The 16187-nt window shown below is 73.2% G+C and carries 18 protein-coding genes; 9 read left to right on the forward strand and 9 right to left on the reverse strand.

What is annotated here, in order from left to right:
* Positions 1 to 11 precede the first annotated feature (11 nt).
* Both ABZ444_RS27995 and ABZ444_RS28000 read left to right on the forward strand, forming a co-directional pair.
* Complete coding sequence (locus ABZ444_RS27995) at positions 12 to 1166, forward strand: Gfo/Idh/MocA family oxidoreductase (RefSeq protein ID WP_358002870.1); 1155 nt, start codon at positions 12 to 14, stop codon at positions 1164 to 1166.
* Positions 1163 to 2167: a sugar phosphate isomerase/epimerase family protein gene (locus ABZ444_RS28000; protein ID WP_358002873.1), complete on the forward strand. Its 1005-nt coding sequence runs from the start codon at positions 1163 to 1165 to the stop codon at positions 2165 to 2167. The genes ABZ444_RS27995 and ABZ444_RS28000 overlap by 4 nt, the downstream gene beginning before the upstream one ends.
* A gap of 11 nt (positions 2168 to 2178) precedes the next feature.
* On the opposite strand, the gene ABZ444_RS28005 is transcribed toward ABZ444_RS28000, so the two are convergent.
* Positions 2179 to 2667 carry a hypothetical protein gene (locus ABZ444_RS28005; protein ID WP_358002876.1) on the reverse strand — a complete coding sequence of 163 codons (489 nt, stop codon included), beginning with the start codon at positions 2665 to 2667 and terminating at the stop codon, positions 2179 to 2181.
* A 98-nt stretch (positions 2668 to 2765) separates the two neighbouring features.
* Positions 2766 to 3557, reverse strand: a complete 792-nt coding sequence (locus ABZ444_RS28010; protein WP_358002879.1) for a helix-turn-helix domain-containing protein — start codon at positions 3555 to 3557, stop codon at positions 2766 to 2768.
* Between the two features lie 119 nt (positions 3558 to 3676).
* On the opposite strand from ABZ444_RS28010, the gene ABZ444_RS28015 reads away from it, so the two are divergent.
* The 3 genes from ABZ444_RS28015 to ABZ444_RS28025 all read left to right on the forward strand — a co-directional run bounded on the left by ABZ444_RS28015 (position 3677) and on the right by ABZ444_RS28025 (position 5999).
* Positions 3677 to 4195, forward strand: a complete 519-nt coding sequence (locus ABZ444_RS28015; RefSeq protein ID WP_358002882.1) for a DUF2231 domain-containing protein — start codon at positions 3677 to 3679, stop codon at positions 4193 to 4195.
* Between the two features lie 49 nt (positions 4196 to 4244).
* Positions 4245 to 4691, forward strand: a complete 447-nt coding sequence (locus ABZ444_RS28020) for a hypothetical protein (protein ID WP_358002885.1) — start codon at positions 4245 to 4247, stop codon at positions 4689 to 4691.
* 84 nt (positions 4692 to 4775) lie between these two features.
* Positions 4776 to 5999 carry an FAD-dependent oxidoreductase gene (locus ABZ444_RS28025; RefSeq protein WP_358002888.1) on the forward strand — a complete coding sequence of 408 codons (1224 nt, stop codon included), beginning with the start codon at positions 4776 to 4778 and terminating at the stop codon, positions 5997 to 5999.
* Between the two features lie 49 nt (positions 6000 to 6048).
* Here ABZ444_RS28025 and ABZ444_RS28030 read toward each other — a convergent pair whose 3' ends face one another.
* The 4 genes from ABZ444_RS28030 to ABZ444_RS28045 all read right to left on the reverse strand — a co-directional run bounded on the left by ABZ444_RS28030 (position 6049) and on the right by ABZ444_RS28045 (position 8283).
* Positions 6049 to 6369 carry a hypothetical protein gene (locus tag ABZ444_RS28030; RefSeq protein WP_357984902.1) on the reverse strand — a complete coding sequence of 107 codons (321 nt, stop codon included), beginning with the start codon at positions 6367 to 6369 and terminating at the stop codon, positions 6049 to 6051.
* A gap of 162 nt (positions 6370 to 6531) precedes the next feature.
* On the reverse strand, positions 6532 to 7620 hold the full coding sequence (locus tag ABZ444_RS28035; RefSeq protein ID WP_358002891.1) for a Zn-dependent alcohol dehydrogenase: 1089 nt from the start codon (positions 7618 to 7620) through the stop codon (positions 6532 to 6534).
* A 22-nt stretch (positions 7621 to 7642) separates the two neighbouring features.
* Positions 7643 to 7834, reverse strand: coding sequence for a ferredoxin (locus ABZ444_RS28040; RefSeq protein WP_352324009.1), 192 nt, complete (start codon positions 7832 to 7834; stop codon positions 7643 to 7645).
* Complete coding sequence (locus tag ABZ444_RS28045) at positions 7831 to 8283, reverse strand: pyridoxamine 5'-phosphate oxidase family protein (RefSeq protein ID WP_358002894.1); 453 nt, start codon at positions 8281 to 8283, stop codon at positions 7831 to 7833. Before ABZ444_RS28045 ends, ABZ444_RS28040 begins: the two co-directional genes overlap by 4 nt.
* 85 nt (positions 8284 to 8368) lie before the next feature.
* Between ABZ444_RS28045 and ABZ444_RS28050 the strand changes: the two genes are divergently transcribed.
* Positions 8369 to 8998 (forward strand): class I SAM-dependent methyltransferase, encoded by a 630-nt coding sequence (locus tag ABZ444_RS28050; protein ID WP_358003087.1) that lies wholly within the window; start codon positions 8369 to 8371, stop codon positions 8996 to 8998.
* Here the strand turns inward: ABZ444_RS28050 and ABZ444_RS28055 are convergent.
* Positions 8995 to 10305 (reverse strand): DUF1702 family protein, encoded by a 1311-nt coding sequence (locus tag ABZ444_RS28055; RefSeq protein WP_358002897.1) that lies wholly within the window; start codon positions 10303 to 10305, stop codon positions 8995 to 8997. The genes ABZ444_RS28050 and ABZ444_RS28055 overlap by 4 nt on opposite strands.
* Here ABZ444_RS28055 and ABZ444_RS28060 point away from each other — a divergent pair.
* The 3 genes from ABZ444_RS28060 (at position 10232) to ABZ444_RS28070 (ending at position 14388) form a co-directional block, all read left to right on the forward strand.
* Positions 10232 to 10429 carry a hypothetical protein gene (locus ABZ444_RS28060; protein WP_358003092.1) on the forward strand — a complete coding sequence of 66 codons (198 nt, stop codon included), beginning with the start codon at positions 10232 to 10234 and terminating at the stop codon, positions 10427 to 10429. The genes ABZ444_RS28055 and ABZ444_RS28060 overlap by 74 nt on opposite strands.
* A 64-nt stretch (positions 10430 to 10493) precedes the next feature.
* The gene (locus ABZ444_RS28065) at positions 10494 to 13724 is read left to right on the forward strand and encodes a BTAD domain-containing putative transcriptional regulator (RefSeq protein WP_358002899.1); all 3231 of its coding nucleotides are present in this window, start codon (positions 10494 to 10496) and stop codon (positions 13722 to 13724) included.
* Between the two features lie 34 nt (positions 13725 to 13758).
* Positions 13759 to 14388 (forward strand): hemerythrin domain-containing protein, encoded by a 630-nt coding sequence (locus tag ABZ444_RS28070; RefSeq protein ID WP_358002901.1) that lies wholly within the window; start codon positions 13759 to 13761, stop codon positions 14386 to 14388.
* Positions 14389 to 14412: 24 nt separating this feature from the next.
* Here the strand turns inward: ABZ444_RS28070 and ABZ444_RS28075 are convergent, their stop codons facing one another.
* Positions 14413 to 15468, reverse strand: coding sequence for a prenyltransferase (locus ABZ444_RS28075; protein WP_358002904.1), 1056 nt, complete (start codon positions 15466 to 15468; stop codon positions 14413 to 14415).
* A complete protein-coding gene (locus ABZ444_RS28080; RefSeq protein ID WP_357973483.1) occupies positions 15465 to 16175 on the reverse strand; it encodes a methyltransferase domain-containing protein in 711 nt (236 codons plus the stop codon). Before ABZ444_RS28080 ends, ABZ444_RS28075 begins: the two co-directional genes overlap by 4 nt.
* Between the last annotated feature and the right edge of the window lie 12 nt (positions 16176 to 16187).

Genomic DNA, 16187 nt, shown 5'->3' on the forward strand with positions numbered 1-16187 from the left:
TCGGGGGTTGCATGTCAGACAAGACCACCATCGGCGTGGGCATGATCGGCTACGCGTTCATGGGCCGCGTCCACTCCCAGGCCTGGCGGAGCGTCGGCGCGTTCTTCGACCTGCCGCTCGCGCCGCGCATGGCGGTGCTGGCGGGGCGGTCGAAGGAGCAGACCGCCGCCGCGGCGGCCCGGCTCGGCTGGGCCGACGTCGAGACGGACTGGAGAGAGCTCGTCCGGCGGGACGACGTGCAGATCGTCGACATCTGCACGCCGGGCGACTCGCACGCCGAGATCGCCATCGCCGCGCTGCGCGCCGGCAAGCACGTGATCTGTGAGAAACCGCTGGCCAACACCGTCGCCGAGGCAGAGGCCATGGTCGCGGCGGCGGCCGCGGCGCCGGGCAGGAGCATGGTGGCCTTCAACTACCGGCGGGTCCCCGCGGTCGCCCTGGCCCGCCGGTACGTCGAGGAGGGCAGGCTCGGCGAGATCCGGCACGTACGCGCCCAGTACCTCCAGGACTGGATCGTGGATCCGGAGTTCCCGCTGGTGTGGCGGTTGCAGAAGGACAAGGCGGGCGCGGGGGCGCTCGGCGACATCGGCTCGCACATCGTGGACGCCGCCGAGTTCGTCACCGGCCAGCGCGTGGTGGGCGTGTCGGGGCTGACGGAGACGTTCGTCAAGGAGCGTCCGCTGGCGGGGGAGTCGGCGGGGCCGGCGGGGTCCCGTACCGAGGAGAGGGGGGCGGTCACGGTCGACGACGCCGCGCTGTTCATCGGCCGGATGTCGGGCGGCGCGCTGGCCTCCTTCGAGGCCACCAGGTTCGCGACCGGGCGCAAGAACGCGATGCGCATCGAGGTCAACGGGCAGCTCGGCAGCCTGGCGTTCGACTTCGAGTCCATGAACGAGCTGTGGTTCAGCCAGGGCGCGGGCGGGTTCGAGCGGATCCTGGTGACCGAGCCCGACCATCCCTACGTGGGCGCGTGGTGGCCGCCGGGGCACGGGCTGGGCTACGAGCACACCTTCACCCACGAGATCAAGGACTTCCTGGAGGCCGTCGCGGCCGGCACCGACCCCGCGCCGTCGTTCGCCGACGGGCTGCGGGTGCAGCGCGTGCTGGCGGCGGTGGAGGCGAGCGCGGCCGACGGCAGCCGGTACACCCCTGTGGAGGACTCATGAGACCAGTAACGCTGTTCACCGGGCAGTGGGCGGACCTGCCGTTCGAGGAGGTGTGCAGGCTGGCGGCCGAATGGGGCTACGACGGCCTGGAGATCGCCTGCTCGGGTGACCACTTCGACGTGGCGCAGGCGGTGGCGGACCCGTCGTACGTGGAGCAGAAGCGCGCCCAGCTCGACAAGCACGGCCTGAAGGTGTGGACGATCTCCAACCACCTCGTCGGCCAGGCCGTCTGCGACCACCCGATCGACGAGCGGCACAAGGCGATCCTGCCGGCGCGCATCTGGGGCTCGGGTGACCCGGAGTCCGTGCGGCGGGCCGCGGCCGAGGACATGAAGGACACCGCGCGGGCGGCGGCGGCGCTCGGCGTGGACACGGTGGTGGGGTTCACCGGGTCGTCGATCTGGCACACCGTGGCCATGTTCCCGCCGGTGCCGGCGTCGATGGTGGAGGCCGGCTACCAGGACTTCGCCGACCGCTGGAACCCGATCCTCGACGTGTTCGACGAGGTGGGGGTGCGCTTCGCGCACGAGATCCACCCGAGCGAGATCGCCTACGACTACTACACGACGCAGCGGACATTGGAGGCGATCGGGCATCGTCCGGCGTTCGGGCTGAACTGGGACCCGTCGCACATGGTGTGGCAGGACCTGGACCCGGTGGCGTTCATCCTCGACTTCAGGGATCGGATCTACCACGTCGACTGCAAGGACACCCGGGTCCGGATCGGCGACGGGCGCAAGGGGCGGCTGTCGTCGCACCTGCCCTGGGCGGACATGCGCCGGGGGTGGGACTTCGTCTCCACCGGGCGCGGGGACGTGCCCTGGGAGGACTGCTTCCGGGCGCTCAACTCGATCGGGTACGACGGGCCGATCTCGATCGAGTGGGAGGACGCGGGGATGGACCGGCTGGACGGCGCCCGGGAGGCGCTGGGGTACATCCGGCGGCTGAACTCCATCACGCCGCCCGCCACCGCCTTCGACGCGGCCTTCTCCACCACGTAGATCTCGGCTGGTCACGGGCCGGGCGACCGAGGGCCCGGCCCGTGCCGGCCGTCCGGGGCGGGCCGGCGCGCGGTCATCAATCCGACGATCATGATCAGCCCGCAGACGAGGAACGGCCAGCCGTACGGCCGTCGTGGCGCCCAGCCGTCGAAGGTGGTCGCCACCCCCACCAGGGTGACGGCCGCCGCCGAGAGCCACCCGAGTGCCCGCCCGGCCGCGCGGCCGCGCAGCGACGCCAGCAGGACCGCCAGGACGATCCCCGGCCAGGCCATGAGGACGAGGTCCCACACGTACGAGGGCCCCGGCGCGTGGGCGCGGAGCGCGCCGTTCAGCGGGCCGGCGGCGAGGTAGAGCGGGAAGGCCATGACGGCCATGGCCAGGTCGCCGTACATCCCGTCGCCCAGGCGGCCGTCCTGGGTCAGCCAGGTCAGCGTGAGCACCGCGGCGGCGTACCCGAACGCCGCCGACAGTTTCTGGATCCTGGCGATGGCTGCGATCATCGGACGCCTTCCCCTGCCACGTCACCGCTCCGGCGATCCCACGGTAGGGCGCCCGGCGGGCCGTGGCCGGGCCCATGGGAAACCCTTGCCGGAACCGGTCAGGACGCCGGCGGAGCGGGTGGCGGGCCGTCACCGTCCCTGGCGCACGCCGGCGCGTCCGCCTCCGCCTCCGCGTCCGCCTCCGCGTCGCCGGAGCCCCCCGGGACGCCCAGCTCGACGCAGCAGTGGCCCGGCCGCGGGATCAGGGTGGCCTGGACGGCCGGGGCGTCGAGGCCGTCGAGGAAGCCGGTCAGGAACGCGTGGTTGATGCCGCAGACCAGCTCGGGGGCCTTGGCGGCCAGGGGGTGGAAGGGGCAGTTGCGCAGCCGGACCAGGGTCGGGGTGTCGCGGCTGGGCTCGAAACCGTGACGTTCCAGGACCTGCTGGGCGCAGGTCAGCGCGCGCTCGGGGCCGAGCCGGGCGCCGCGCAGCCCGCCGCGTTCGGTGTGGCCGAGGTCGTGGCCGCGCTCGCGGGCCAGGCGGCGGGCCGCCTGACCGGCGCTCTCGCCGGGCGTCTCGGCCAGCACGGCGTCGAGCAGGATGTCGGCGAGCAGGACGGGTTCGCGCTGGGGGATGCTGACCTGGACGTCGAGGTCGGAGGGTTCGTACACCTTGGGGGTGCGGCCGACGCGGCGCAGCCCGCCCGGCTGTTCGTAACGGGTGGCGAGAAGCCCGGCGTCCACCAGTTTGTCCAGGTGGAAGGCGGCGAGCTTGCGGGAGATCCCGACGCTCTGGGCCGCCTCGTCGCGGGTGACGGGCCGCCCGGCGCGGCGGATGAACTCGTACATGCTGCGGCGCAGGTCGTCGCTGAGGGCGGCGACCGCCGCGAGGCTCGTGGAGTCGGACGTCACGCATCCACCTTAACGCCTAGAAAACTTGTGAATCATCTGAAGCCATGCCTTTGTACTGGGGAGGTTGACGCCGCCACCGAATATGTCCAAGACTTGTTGGTGAAATATGGAGGTGGGTCATGGACGAGCTGACCGGACGGGCCAAGCGGCCGGTGACGGCGCTGGCGGGCCCGTACGGGCATCCGGCGCACCCGATCCTGGTGACGGTGCCGATCGGGGCATGGGTGGCCAGCCTGGTCTTCGACGTCGCCTCCCACGTGGTGTCGCCGGGCGGATTCCTGGCGCAGGGGTCGGTCTGGCTGATCGCCCTCGGCGGCCTCGGCGCGCTGGCCGCCGCCTCCGTCGGGTTCCTGGACCTGTTCGCCATCCCGCCCCGTACACCCGCCTTCCGTACCGGCCTGGTGCACATGGCGCTCAACCTGGCGGTCACCGCCGGGTACGCGGCCGGGTTCGCCTGGCGGCTGGGCGGCGGCCCGCCGGGGCCCGTGCCGGTGGGGCAGATCGTCCTGTCGGCGGTGTGCCTGGCCGTGCTCGCGGTGTCGGGCCACCTGGGCGGCAAGCTCGCCTTCCGCTACGGCGTCCGGGTCGCCGACGAGGACACCCAGGCCGAGGGGTTCACCACCACCCCACCACGGTGAGGTCCCGCCCTCGGACATACGAACGGCTCATCTGGAAAGAAGGAAGATCGTGGAGATCGCGGCACTGATCACCTGGCTCGTCACCGCCGTCGGCGGCTTCTACATGCTCGGCACCTGGATCGCCCGCGGCGGCGTGGCCCAGCAGCGGACCGGTGAGTCCCGGCTGCCCGCTCCCGTGCTCTCCGGGCACTTCCTGCTCGCCGCGGCGGGCCTGGTCGTCTGGATCATCTACCTGTTCGCCGACGCCGGCGGGCTGGCCTGGCTCGCGTTCGGGCTGCTCGTGCCGGTCGCGCTGCTCGGGTTCGTCATGCTGGCGCGGTGGATCCCCGTCCATCGGGCGCGGGTCGCCCGGCTCGGCTCCGGCCCGGCGGCGGCCGGCTCGCCGGTTCCGGCCGAACGGCACTTCCCCGTCGCGGTCGTGGCGGGTCATGGGCTGTTCGCGGTCGTGACCGTCGTCCTGGTGCTGCTCACCGCGCTCGGCGTGGGCGGGAGCTGACGTGCGCCGCGATCACCACGCCGAGGCCCGGCGCCGCCAGGGCGCCGAGCCGTTCGTCCAGGAACAGGAAGAGGAGATCCGACCATGCCTGCACCCGCGACCATCGTGATCGCCGGCGGCGGCCTCGCCGCCGCCAAGGCCGCAGAGGCCCTGCGCGGCGAGGGCTTCGACGGCCGGCTCGTGCTGGTCGGCAGGGAGACGCACCTGCCGTACGAGCGGCCGCCGCTGTCCAAGGACTACCTCCAGGGCGCCGGCGAACGCGACAAGATCTTCGTCCACGACCGTTCCTGGTATGCCGAGCACGACGTCGAGCTGCGGCTGGGCGTCGAGGTCACCGGCATCGACCCGGCCGGCCACCGGGTCACCCTCGGCGACGGCGAGCAGCTCGGCTACGACCGGCTGCTGCTGGCCACCGGCTCCCGGCCGCGCCGTCCCGGCATTCCCGGGGCCGACCGGCCCGACGTGCTGTACCTGCGTACCGTCGACGACAGCGAACGCCTGCGCGCCACCCTGGCCGGCGCCGGCCGCGTCGCGATCCTCGGGGCCGGCTGGATCGGCCTGGAGGTGGCCGCCGCCGCCCGCGCCGCGGGGGCCGAGGTCACCGTGATCGAGACGGCGTCCGCGCCGCTGCTGCGCGTGCTGGGGCCGCACGTCGCCCAGGTGTTCACCGCGCTGCACCGCGAGCACGGCGTGAACTTCCTCTTCGACGCCCGCCCCGCCGAGATCACCGATTCCGGGGTCCTGCTCGACGACGGCGCCCACGTCGAGGCGGACGTCGTCGTGGCCGGCGTCGGCGCCGAACCGGACACCGACCTCGCGCGGGCCGCCGGGCTGACCGTCGAGGACGGCGTCAAGGTCGGGGCCGACCTGCGCACCTCCGACCCCGACATCTTCGCGGCCGGCGACATCGCCAACGCCTACCACCCGCTGCTGGGCCACCACGTCCGGGTCGAGCACTGGGCCAACGCGCTCAACCAGCCCGCCACCGCCGCCCGCGCGATGCTCGGCCGGGCCGGCGACTACGACAACCTGCCCTACTTCTTTACCGACCAGTACGACCTGGGCATGGAGTACGTCGGCCACGTCCCGCCCGGCCGCACGCCCGACGTCGTGGTGCGCGGCGACCTGGACACCCGGGAGTTCATCGCCTTCTGGCTGGACGAGGAGGACAGGGTGCTGGCCGCGATGAACGTCAACGTCTGGGACGTCACCGACCACACCCAGGCCCTCATCCGGTCCCGCAAGCCCGTGGACCGGGCCCGGCTCGCCGACCCCGGCACCCCACTCGACCGGCTCCTGCCCTCCTGACACCGGGGGCGGCACGGGACGGTCCGTCCCGTGCCGCGCCGGAGGGCGGTCAGCGCACGACGCGGCAGACCAGGGCGTCGGACGTGCCGCGCAGCGCGGACATCACCACGTCCGTGGTGAGGAACTTGCAGGCCAGGTACGGGTCACCGGAGCCCGCGTAGGTCATCGGGCCGGGGCCGCCGGTGTAGCAGCGCAGGCCGCCGGACTCGTAGAAGCCGATCCACGAGGACGAGCTGACCTTGGCGTGACAGTAGTCGCCGATCGAGAGGGGCCCGAAGGTCACGTCCACGACGGCCGCGTGGGCGGGCGCGGCGAGGGCGAGCAGGCCGGCGGAGGCGATGGAGAGCAGGGCGAGGCCGCGACGAAGCATGGATACTCCTTGGGGGGGTGTGGGCACTCAACCCGGAGTATCCATTAGGAAACTTTCCTTAGCAATGGGTGGGCGACCGGTGTGGCCGATCGCTGCCCGACCTGCCGCAGGGCCGGAGAACAGGGCCGGAGAACAGGGCCCGTTCTCCGGCCACGGGCCGGGTCAGTCCATGATGACGATCTGGCGGAGCACCTCGCCGCCGCGCAGGGCCGCGACGGCGTCGTTCAGGTCGCCGAGCCGGATGCGGGCGCTGATCAGGGATTCCAGGTCGAGCTGTCCCGCCTTGTGGAGCTTGGCGAAGTAGGGGAAGTCGTGCCGCACGTCGGCCTCGCCGTACAGGCTGGACAGCAGCTTCTTGCCCTCGAACAGCAGGCTGAAGGCGGAGATGGAGACCATGTCGTCCAGCGCGCCGGCGCCCACCACGATGACGTCGCCGCCCGCCCGCGTGAGCTGCCAGGCGCTCTGGATGGTCGCCGACTTGCCGACGACCTCGAAGCCGTAGTCGAAGCCGCTGCCGCCGGTCAGCTCGTTCAGGGCCTCGGGGACCTGCTCGGGCGTGACCGCGTGCGTCGCGCCGACCTTCTTGGCCAGGGCGTGCTTGGACTCCAGCGGGTCGACGGCGAGGATCGTCCTGGCGCCGGAGACGCGGGCGCCCTGGATGACCGACAGGCCGACGCCGCCGCAGCCGATCACCACGACCGTGGAGCCGGGACGCACCTTGGCGGTGTTGATCGCGGCCCCCACGCCGGTCGTGATGCCGCAGCCGATCAGGGCCGCCGCCTCCCACGACACGTCGTCGTCGATCTTGATCGCGCCCTGCCAGGGGACGATGACCTCCTCGGCCCAGGTGCCGCAGCCCGCCATGCCGAACGCCGTCGCGTTGTCGCCGCCGAAGCGGAAGTTGCCCTTGCTGAAGGACTCGATGACGTACTTCATGCACATGTACGGCTGCCCGCCCACGCACAGGTCGCAGGACTGGCAGGCCGGGCGCCAGCTGATCACGACGTGGTCGCCCGGCGCGACCGACGTGACGTGCTCGCCCACCTCGACCACCTCGCCCGCGCCCTCGTGGCCCGGGATCAGCGGCACCGGCTGCGGAAGCACGCCGGACATGGCCGACAGGTCCGAGTGGCACACGCCCGTGGCTCTGATCCGTACGCGGACATCGGTCGGCCCGACGGGGGCCAGGGTGATGTCGTCGCGGATGTCCAGCTTGTCGTTGCCTACGGCGTGCAGGATCGCGGCGCGCATGGGGTTCCTCCTCCGGCTACGGCTAGTCCTCTAGCGACAGGGCGGCTTTCGGGCAGGACCTGACCGCGCTGCGGACGCGGTCCTGCATCTCGGGGGGTGGTTCGGGGAGCAGGATGTGCAGCTGGTCGTCGTCGTCCACCTCGAAGACCTCGGGCGCGAGCCCCATGCACACGGCATTGGCCTCGCAGACCAGTTCATCGACCTTGACCTTCATGTGAGCCTCCGGTGATCCCATGAGACCACTTTGGTGCACTCGACGACGTAGGCGATTCGCTTTCTGCCGGTCTGCTCGACATAGGGGGTCAGCAGGTCGTCCGGCACGCCCGGCGTCATCCTGCGCGCGATCATCATGCCGATGTCGAGCACCCGGTCCCGGTCGTCCACCTGCTCGGCGACGCCGTACACGAGGACGCCGCGGAGCTGGTCGTAGTCGTCGCCCGCCTCGATCAGGCAGCTCACCCGCGGGTCGCGGGCCAGGTTGCGTGCCTTCTGCGCCTTGCCGTACGTCCAGAAGGCGATGCGGCCCTCGTCCAGCCCGTAGAACATGGTCACCAGGTGCGGTGTCCCGTCGGGGTTGATGGTCGCGAGCTGGACCTTGCGCGAACCCTCCAGGAACGCTGTGACCTCGTCGTCGGACATCGCGATACGAGCGCGCTGATTCACGTGCCAAGTAGAACAGGTTGCAAAGAAGCACGGCAAGAGGTCCCTGGAATGTTATTCGGTTCGGCTAGGGTGCATGCCTATGACGATGCCGCCGGAGCTGCTGCAAGCAGCGGAGCACGCCAAGGGATTCATGCCGCCGAAGGAAGGGCTGGCCCTGTTCGAGGCGGCCTGCCGGTACGGCGGCCTGGGGCCGCTCTGCGAGATCGGCACCTACTGCGGCAAGTCGGCGATCTACCTCGGCGCGGCGGCCAGGCACACCGGCTCGGTGGTCGTCACCGTCGACCACCACCGGGGCTCGGAGGAGATCCAGCCCGGCTGGGCCCACCACGACCCGGCCCTGATGGACCCGCGCTTCGGGCGGATGGACTCCCTGCCCTTCTTCCGCGCCGCCATCGCCGCCGCCGGGCTGGAGGACGAGGTGATCGCCGTCGTCGGGCGGTCCGACCGGGTGGCCGCGTTGTGGAACACGCCGCTCGGCATGCTCTTCATCGACGGCGGCCACTCCGAGGAGCCGGTGACCCGCGACTACGAGGGCTGGGCGCCGCACGTCATGGAGGGCGGCGCGCTGGTCTTCCACGACATCTATCCCGACCCGGCCGACGGCGGGCAGGCCCCGTACGGGGTCTACCTGCGGGCCCTTGAGTCGGGCGCCTTCCGCGAGGTGTCGGCCGAGGGCTCGCTGCGCGTGCTCGAACGCGTCGGCCAGGGCGTCTAGCGCCGGTGGCGGCGGTTCCACGACCGGCGGGTGTGGGCCTGCCAGCGCTGGAAGTCCTCGTGGGTGTGGGCGTCATGGCCGAGGGCCAGCAGCGCCTGGTCGGTCCAGGCGGCCGCCTCGTCGGGCGCGGCGTCGGCCAGGATCGGCACGGCCAGCCGCGCGTGGTCCGGCAGCGCCCCCGACCGCAGCCGCGCCGTGACCGCGAAGGCGCAGCCCTGGGCCAGGTGGGCGCGGAATCCGTCGGCGCCGGCGTGCTCGGTCAGCCACCACAGCTCGTCGCTGTCGGCGCCGCCCGTGTACGTGGCCGCGAACCCCACGCCGCTCCACAGGTCGGCCCGCCGGCTCGCCGGGAAGCCCGCGATGCGCGCGCCGACGTCGTCCGGCGAGGCGCAGTCGTGGTACCACAGCAGCCGGCCGAGGCCCTGGTCGAAGACCGCGCAGTGGGCGCGGGTGAGCAGGTCGGGCATGCTCCTGCGGCCCACCATGCGGTCGGCGCGCGACAGGCTCCACTGGAAGCCGAACCCGTCCACGGCCAGCCAGCGCATCAGCGGGTGCGCCCGCCGCGCGCCCCAGACCGGACGCAGCCGCAGCAGCGCGTAGCCGCGTCCGGCGCCGACGTACGCGGCGTGGCGGTGATGCTGGGCGGGGCCGGCCAGTAGCTCGTGAAGGCGCCGGCCCCGGGTCAGGGTGAGCAGGTCGAGCACGGTGCAGGCGGCCGCCGCGCCCTCGTGGCCGAAAGGCCGCTGCTCAGGTGAGAGGTCTTCGATCTTCTCGACTTCCCGCGACATCACCGCGTTGAAGCCGAACACGTACGACTTCTCGGAATCCGTGAAGACTGTCCGGGGAGTCCCGGGGCGCAGCCGGAACCTGCGCAGGCCCAGATCGGACTCCGAAGGATCCTTGGCCAGAAACCTCCGCAGCCCCCTCGCCGGGGACAGTGTCGGCTCGATCCTGACCTGGTCCAAGAACGCTGTTGTGCCCGTGTCGCCCACGCTTCCCCCGAAGACGCCTCCTACGGCCAGACACGAAGCTAGTAACCCCATTGCGCCGTTCACCGGCGGCGCACCGGATGTCCCCGGCAAAGAACCCGCAAAAGCCCTTGCGTCCCTTGGCCCCGGCTCAAACCCGCCTCCCAGTGGGCCACAAGCGGGACGTGCGAGAACTACGGACGTTCCCGAACGGACCAGGAGGCCCGGCGCGCCGGCCGCCCTGGACGCCGGCATCACCACGCTCGTGGACTGGGCCCACATCCAGAACACCCCCGAGCACGCCGACGCCGCCGTGGAGGCGCTGCAGGAGAGCGGCATCCGGGGCGTGTTCGCCCACGGCTGGCCGCAGACCGACCCGATGAGGCGGGTCGTGGACAGCGACGAGCCGCGACCTGGAGCTGGCCCGCGACAGCCTGGACCGGTTGCGGCACGCGGCCCCTGAGGTGTTCGGAAGCTGATATTTCCGGCACGGGGGCAATTTCCGGTGATCGTGCGAGAATCCCCGCATGGCGGTGATGTTCCGCGTTCTCGGCCCCTTCTCGGCCGCCCTCGACGACCTCCCGATCGACGTCGGCGGGCCGCGGCCACGGCTGCTGCTGGCCCGCCTCATCGTCGCCAGGGGCGCCACCGTCTCGGTCGACGCGCTCCTGGAGAGCCTGTACGACGGCGACCCGCCGCCCCGCGCGACGGGAACGCTCCACAGCTACGTCTCGAACCTGCGCCGCCTGCTCGAACCCGGACGTGCGCCGCGCGCCCCCTCGGCCGTCCTGGTCAACCGGCCGCCAGGGTACGCCCTGGGCGCCCACTGGCTGGACGCCGCCGAGTTCACCCGCCTGGCCGGCCGGGGCGCCTACGACGAGGCCCTGCGGCTGTGGCACGGCACGCCGTACGAGGAGTTCGCGGACGTGCCGTGGCTGCGGCCGGAGATCGACCGCCTGGAACAGGCGTGCCTGGACGTGCGCGAGCAGCGCCTGGCCACGGCCGGGCCCGACCCGGCGGCCGTGGCCGAGCTGGAGTCGCTGGCCAGGGCGCATCCGCTGCGCGAGAGCCTGTGGGAGGCCCTGGCCCGCGCCCTGTACCGGCTCGGCCGCCAGGCCGACGCCCTGGACGCCCTGCGCGCCGCCCGCCGCCACCTGGCCGAGGAGCTGGGACTCGACCCCGGCCACGGGATCCAGCGGCTGGAGTCGATGATCCTCACGCAGGACGCCGCCCTGGGCGAGGTGGTCACCCGCCCGGTCGTGGAGCTGACGCGGCCGGTCCGGACGGCGGAGCAGGACCGGGTGGTGGTGGGACGGTCCGGCCAGCTCGCCCGGCTGGCGCTGCTGGCCGCCGACGTGGCGGGCGGCCGGACCCGGCTGGCGGTGTTGTCCGGGGAGCCGGGCATCGGGAAGACGTGGCTGGCCGAGGAGTTCGCGCGCGGGCGCGAGGCGGACGGCTGGCTCGTGGCCTGGGGACACTGTCATGAGATGTCGGGCGCGCCACCGCTGTGGCCGTGGCAGCAGATCGTCCGCGACCTGGCCGCCCGCGTGCCGCCCGAGGCCGCCGCGTCCGGCGCGCTCGGGCGGCTGCTCGACGACGCCGCGCCCGAGGAGCACGCCGAGGCGGGCGAGGCCAGGTTCCGGCTGCACCGCGCGGTGGTCGGCTACCTCGCCGCGCTGGCGGCCGACCGGCCGCTGCTCGTGCTGCTCGACGACCTGCAGTGGGCCGACGCGGCCTCGCTCGGCCTGCTCGCCGACCTCGCCCGGCTCCAGCACGGCCGGGTCGCCGTGCTCATCACCGTGCGCTCGGGCGAGGGCACGGGCGCCATGTACGACGCGCTCGCCATGGTCGCCCGCGCCGGCGCGCTGCGGCTGCCGCTGGCCGGACTCGACGCCGCGGCCGTGGCCGAGCTGTCCGGCCTGGACGCCGCCCACGCCGGCGCGCTGGCCGAGCGGACCAAGGGCAACCCGCTGTTCGTCCGCGAGACCCTGCGCCTGGCCGCCGACGAAGGGCTGCCGCGGGCGCTCAGCGTGGTTCCCGAAGGGCTCGCCGACGTGCTGCGGCAGCGGTCGCGGCGGCTGCCCGCGCCCTACCGGGCGGTGCTGGAGGTGGCGGCGGTGGCGGGCGGGGCCACCGACCCCCTGCTGCTGGCCGAGGCCCTGGACACGGCCGGCCGCACCCCCCGGGCCGGCGAACCGGCTGCGGGCGGCGGCGTGCGGCTGGTCGAGGAGGCGGTGGCGGCGGCCGTCGGGCTGCGGTTGCTGGGCGAGGAGCACGCCTTCGCCCACGACCTGGTCAGGGAGACGTGCTACGCCGACCTGCCCGCCGGCCGCAGGACCGAGCTGCACCTGGCCGTGCTCAGGGCGCTCGAACGCCGTCCGGCCGCCGACCTGACCGCGCTGGCCGCGCACGCCCTGGCCGCGGGCCCGGCGGCAGCCGCCGACGCCGTACGGTGGGCCACGGCGGCGGCCAGGCAGGCGTCCGGGCGGCACGCGTACGACGACGCCGTGACCTGGTGGCGGCGGGCCGCCGAGACCCACGGACGGCTGCCCGGCGCCGACCCGGTCCACCACGTGGAGCTGCTGCTCAGCCTGGTACGGGCCCAGCTCGACGCCGGGGACGGCTACGGCGCCCACGAGACGCGCGGCCACGCCGTGCGCGCCGCCGACAGGACCGGCGATCCCGAGCTCGCCGCCCGCGCGCTGACCAGCCTGGAAGCCCCCGGCCTGTGGAAGTTCCACACCTACGGCGACGTGGAGCTGGACGTGGTCGAGCGCATCGAGACCACCCTCGACCGGCTTCCGGAAGGCGACTCCGAGCTGCGCTGCCGCCTGCTGGGCTGCCTGGGCATGGAACGCTACGACGGTTCGGCGGACCCGCGCTGCGACACCGCCACCGCCGAGGCCCTGGCGATGGCCCGCAGGCTCACCGCGAACGGCGCCGGACGGCGGCTGCTGGCGATCACCCTGAACGCCCGCTACCAGGGGATCCAGCTCCCCGAACGCATGCACGAGCTGGACGGCATCGCCATCGAGCTGACCGGCCTCGGCCTGCCCGGTTTCGAACTGCTCGGCCGGCTCATCCAGGAACGCACCCGCCTGGAGCTGTACGACGTGCGCGGCGCGGACGAGGCCGCGCACCGGGCCGGCCTGCTGATCGAACGGCTCGACCTGCCCTGGCCGCGCTTCCAGCACCTGCTCTACCTCGGCTCGCGGCGGCTCGTCGCGGGCGACGTGGCGGGGGCGGAGGAGGCGTACACCACGGCGGCCGAGGCGGGGGAGCGGCTGAACCTGTGGCACACGCAGTCGGCGCTGGCCTCGGTGCTGGTGGCCGTGGACCTGTTCGCCGGGCGGCGGGTCGAGGAGGACCTGCTCGAGCGGTTCTCGCCGTTCCCGGGGCACCGGCAGCTCGTCCGCGTCCTGTCCGCGGTGTACGCCGGGGAGCCGCCGGTCATGCGGGAACCCTGGCACGAGATGCCGCGCGACTTCGGCGAGCTGCCCGCGCTCTGCTACACCGGCCTGGCCAGGCGGGCGATGGGCGACGCGGCGGGATGCCGGCAGATCTACCGGCGGCTGCTGCCGTACGAGGACCGCCTGGCGATCGGGCAGGCCACCTTCCCCACCGGGCCGGTCGGCTACTTCCTCGGCCTGCTGGCCGAGGACCGGGACGCCCGCCGCGCCCACTTCGACCGGGCCGCCGCGCGCTGTGCGGGAGCCGGGCTGGCGTGGTGGGCGGAGCGCGTCTCAAGTACGCGTTGAGTCGCCCTGAAGAGGTGGGGCCGATCGTGGGGGCATGACCACAGACACCATCCGCAACGGCCCCGACCTCGTGCTGTTCCTGGCCTTCCACCGCGCGCTGCGCCGCGACTTCGGCCGCCTGGCCGACGCGCTCGACCGCTGCCCGCCCGGCGACGGGAGCCGCAGGGCGCTCATCGACGAGCACACCGCGATGCAGCTTCGCGCGCTGCACCACCACCACTCCGACGAGGACGCCAACATCTGGCCCCTGCTGCGCTCGCTGGCCCCGGAGGCCACCGAGGTCCTGGACCGGCTGGAGTCCGACCACCAGGAGATGGACGAGGTGATCGAGCGGCTCACCGGCCCCCGCCGCCCGCCCGCCGAGCAGGCCGCCGACCTGCGCGCGCTGCACACGCTGCTCAACGCCCACCTCGACCTGGAGGAGTCGCGGATCGTCCCGCTGATCCGCGCGCACGTCAGCCCCGGGTGGTGGGAGGAGGCGGGCAAGGCGGTCAGCAGGAGCCATGGGCGCGAGCTGCCCATGGTCGCCGCCTGGACCCTCGACGCGGCCGACGAGGAGCAGCGCGCCCACATCTTCGCGACCGCGCCGCTGCCGCTGCGGGTGCTGTACAGGCTGAGCTGGCGGCGGGCGTACGAGCGGCGCTGCGCGCAGGTCTTCGGATGACCCGCCGCCGGGTTGCTCTCCGGGTCAGCCCGGGGGCGCCGGCCTGAAGGACTGACGCTCCACGCACCCGCACGCCTCCGGATCGGACACCGACGTGCCCGCGATGTCGCGGAACAGCCCGGAACCGGGGGACAGGCGCTGCAACGCGTCCGCGGCGAGGATGGCCGCGGCCGCGGTGTAGCCGGAGCGCTCGTGCGGGAAGTGCTTGCGGTTGACGAACTGCCAGCCGGTCCAGTACGAGCCGTCCTCGTGCCGCAGGTGCTGCACGTCGGCGAAGAGCGCGGCGGCCCGCGCACGGTCGCCCATGGCGTCCAGGGCCAGCACCAGCTCGCACGTCTCGGCCCCGGTCACCCACGGCTGGTCGGACACGCACCGGATGCCGAGCCCCGGCACCACGAACGTGGACCACTCGCGCTCCAGCAGCTCGAACGCCTGCCGCCCGCGCACCGCGCCGCCCAGCACCGGGTAGTACCAGTCCATCGAGAACCGGCTCTTGTCGGCGAACGCCTCCGGGTGCGCCGACAACACGTGGGCCAGCCGGTCGGCGGCCAGCTCCCAGTGCGGCTGCGGGTCGCCCAGGTGGTCGGCGAGCAGCACGCCGCAGCGCAGGCCCTGGTGGATCGAGGAGCAGCCGGTCAGCAGCGCGTACGCCGCCGCCCGGCCGTGGGCGTCCCGCTCCCAGACGATCTCGCCCCGCTCGCTCTGCAGGCCCACCACGTAGTCGAGCGCGGCCTTGACCATGGGCCAGTGGCGCTCGGCGTGCTCGCGGTCGCCGGTGACGAGATGGTGGTGCCAGACGCCGGCGGCGACGTAGGCGGCGTGGTTGGACTCGCCGCCCGCCTCGGTGGCCACGCCGTCCAGCAGCTTCATCGGCCAGGAGCCGTCGGGGCGCTGGTGGCGGGCCAGCCACTCCCAGCCGCGCCGCACCGGCTCGGACAGCCCGGCCACGCACATGCCCATCAGGCACTCGACGTGGTTCCACGCGTCCACGTGCCCCTCGGGCCAGGGCACGCCGCCGTCGTCCTGCTGGATGGCCGCGATGCTGAGGGCCGTGCGGACGACCTCCTCGCGGGAGATCATGGCTTCTTGACGTAGAGGACCACGCTCTTGCCGATGAGCGGGTTGAGCAGCGCCTCGGCGATCCTGGTGGCGGCCGGGCGCTTCATGATGTCCCACACCAGCAGCTCGTGGTACGCCTTGGCGACCGGGTGGTCGTCGTTGTTGACGCCCACCGCGCACTTGATCCACCAGTAGGGCGCGTGCAGGCCGTGGGCGTGGTGGTGCGGGCCGATCTCGAAGCCGACGGACTTGAGCTTGGCCGACAGCTCGGCCAGCGTGTAGATCCGCACGTGGCCGCCGGGGGCGGTGTGGTAGTCCTCGTCCAGGGCCCAGCAGATGCGCTCGGGCAGGAAGCTCGGCACGGTGATCGCCGCGGTGCCGCCCGGCTTGAGCACGCGGAAGATCTCCCGCATGGCGGTCATGTCGTCGGGGATGTGCTCCAGCACCTCGGCCGCGATGACGCGGTCGAAGCCGCCGTCCTCGAACGGCATGTCCAGCGCCGTGCCCTGGACGGTGTCGCCGGTCGCGCCCAGCGGCACCTCGCCCGCCTTGTCCATCGCCACGAACATGGCCGCCACGTTGTCCAGCTCGGCCTGGTCCATGTCGAAGGCGACGACGTCGGCGCCCTGGCGCAGCACCTCGAAGGCGTGCCTGCCGCCGCCGCAGCCCAGGTCGAGCACGCGCACGCCGGGGCCCACGGGGAGCCGGTCGAAGTCCACGGTCAGCACTTTGTCGCTTCT

The organism is Nonomuraea sp. NPDC005730, from assembly GCF_040630865.1.
Lineage (GTDB): Bacteria > Actinomycetota > Actinomycetes > Streptosporangiales > Streptosporangiaceae > Nonomuraea.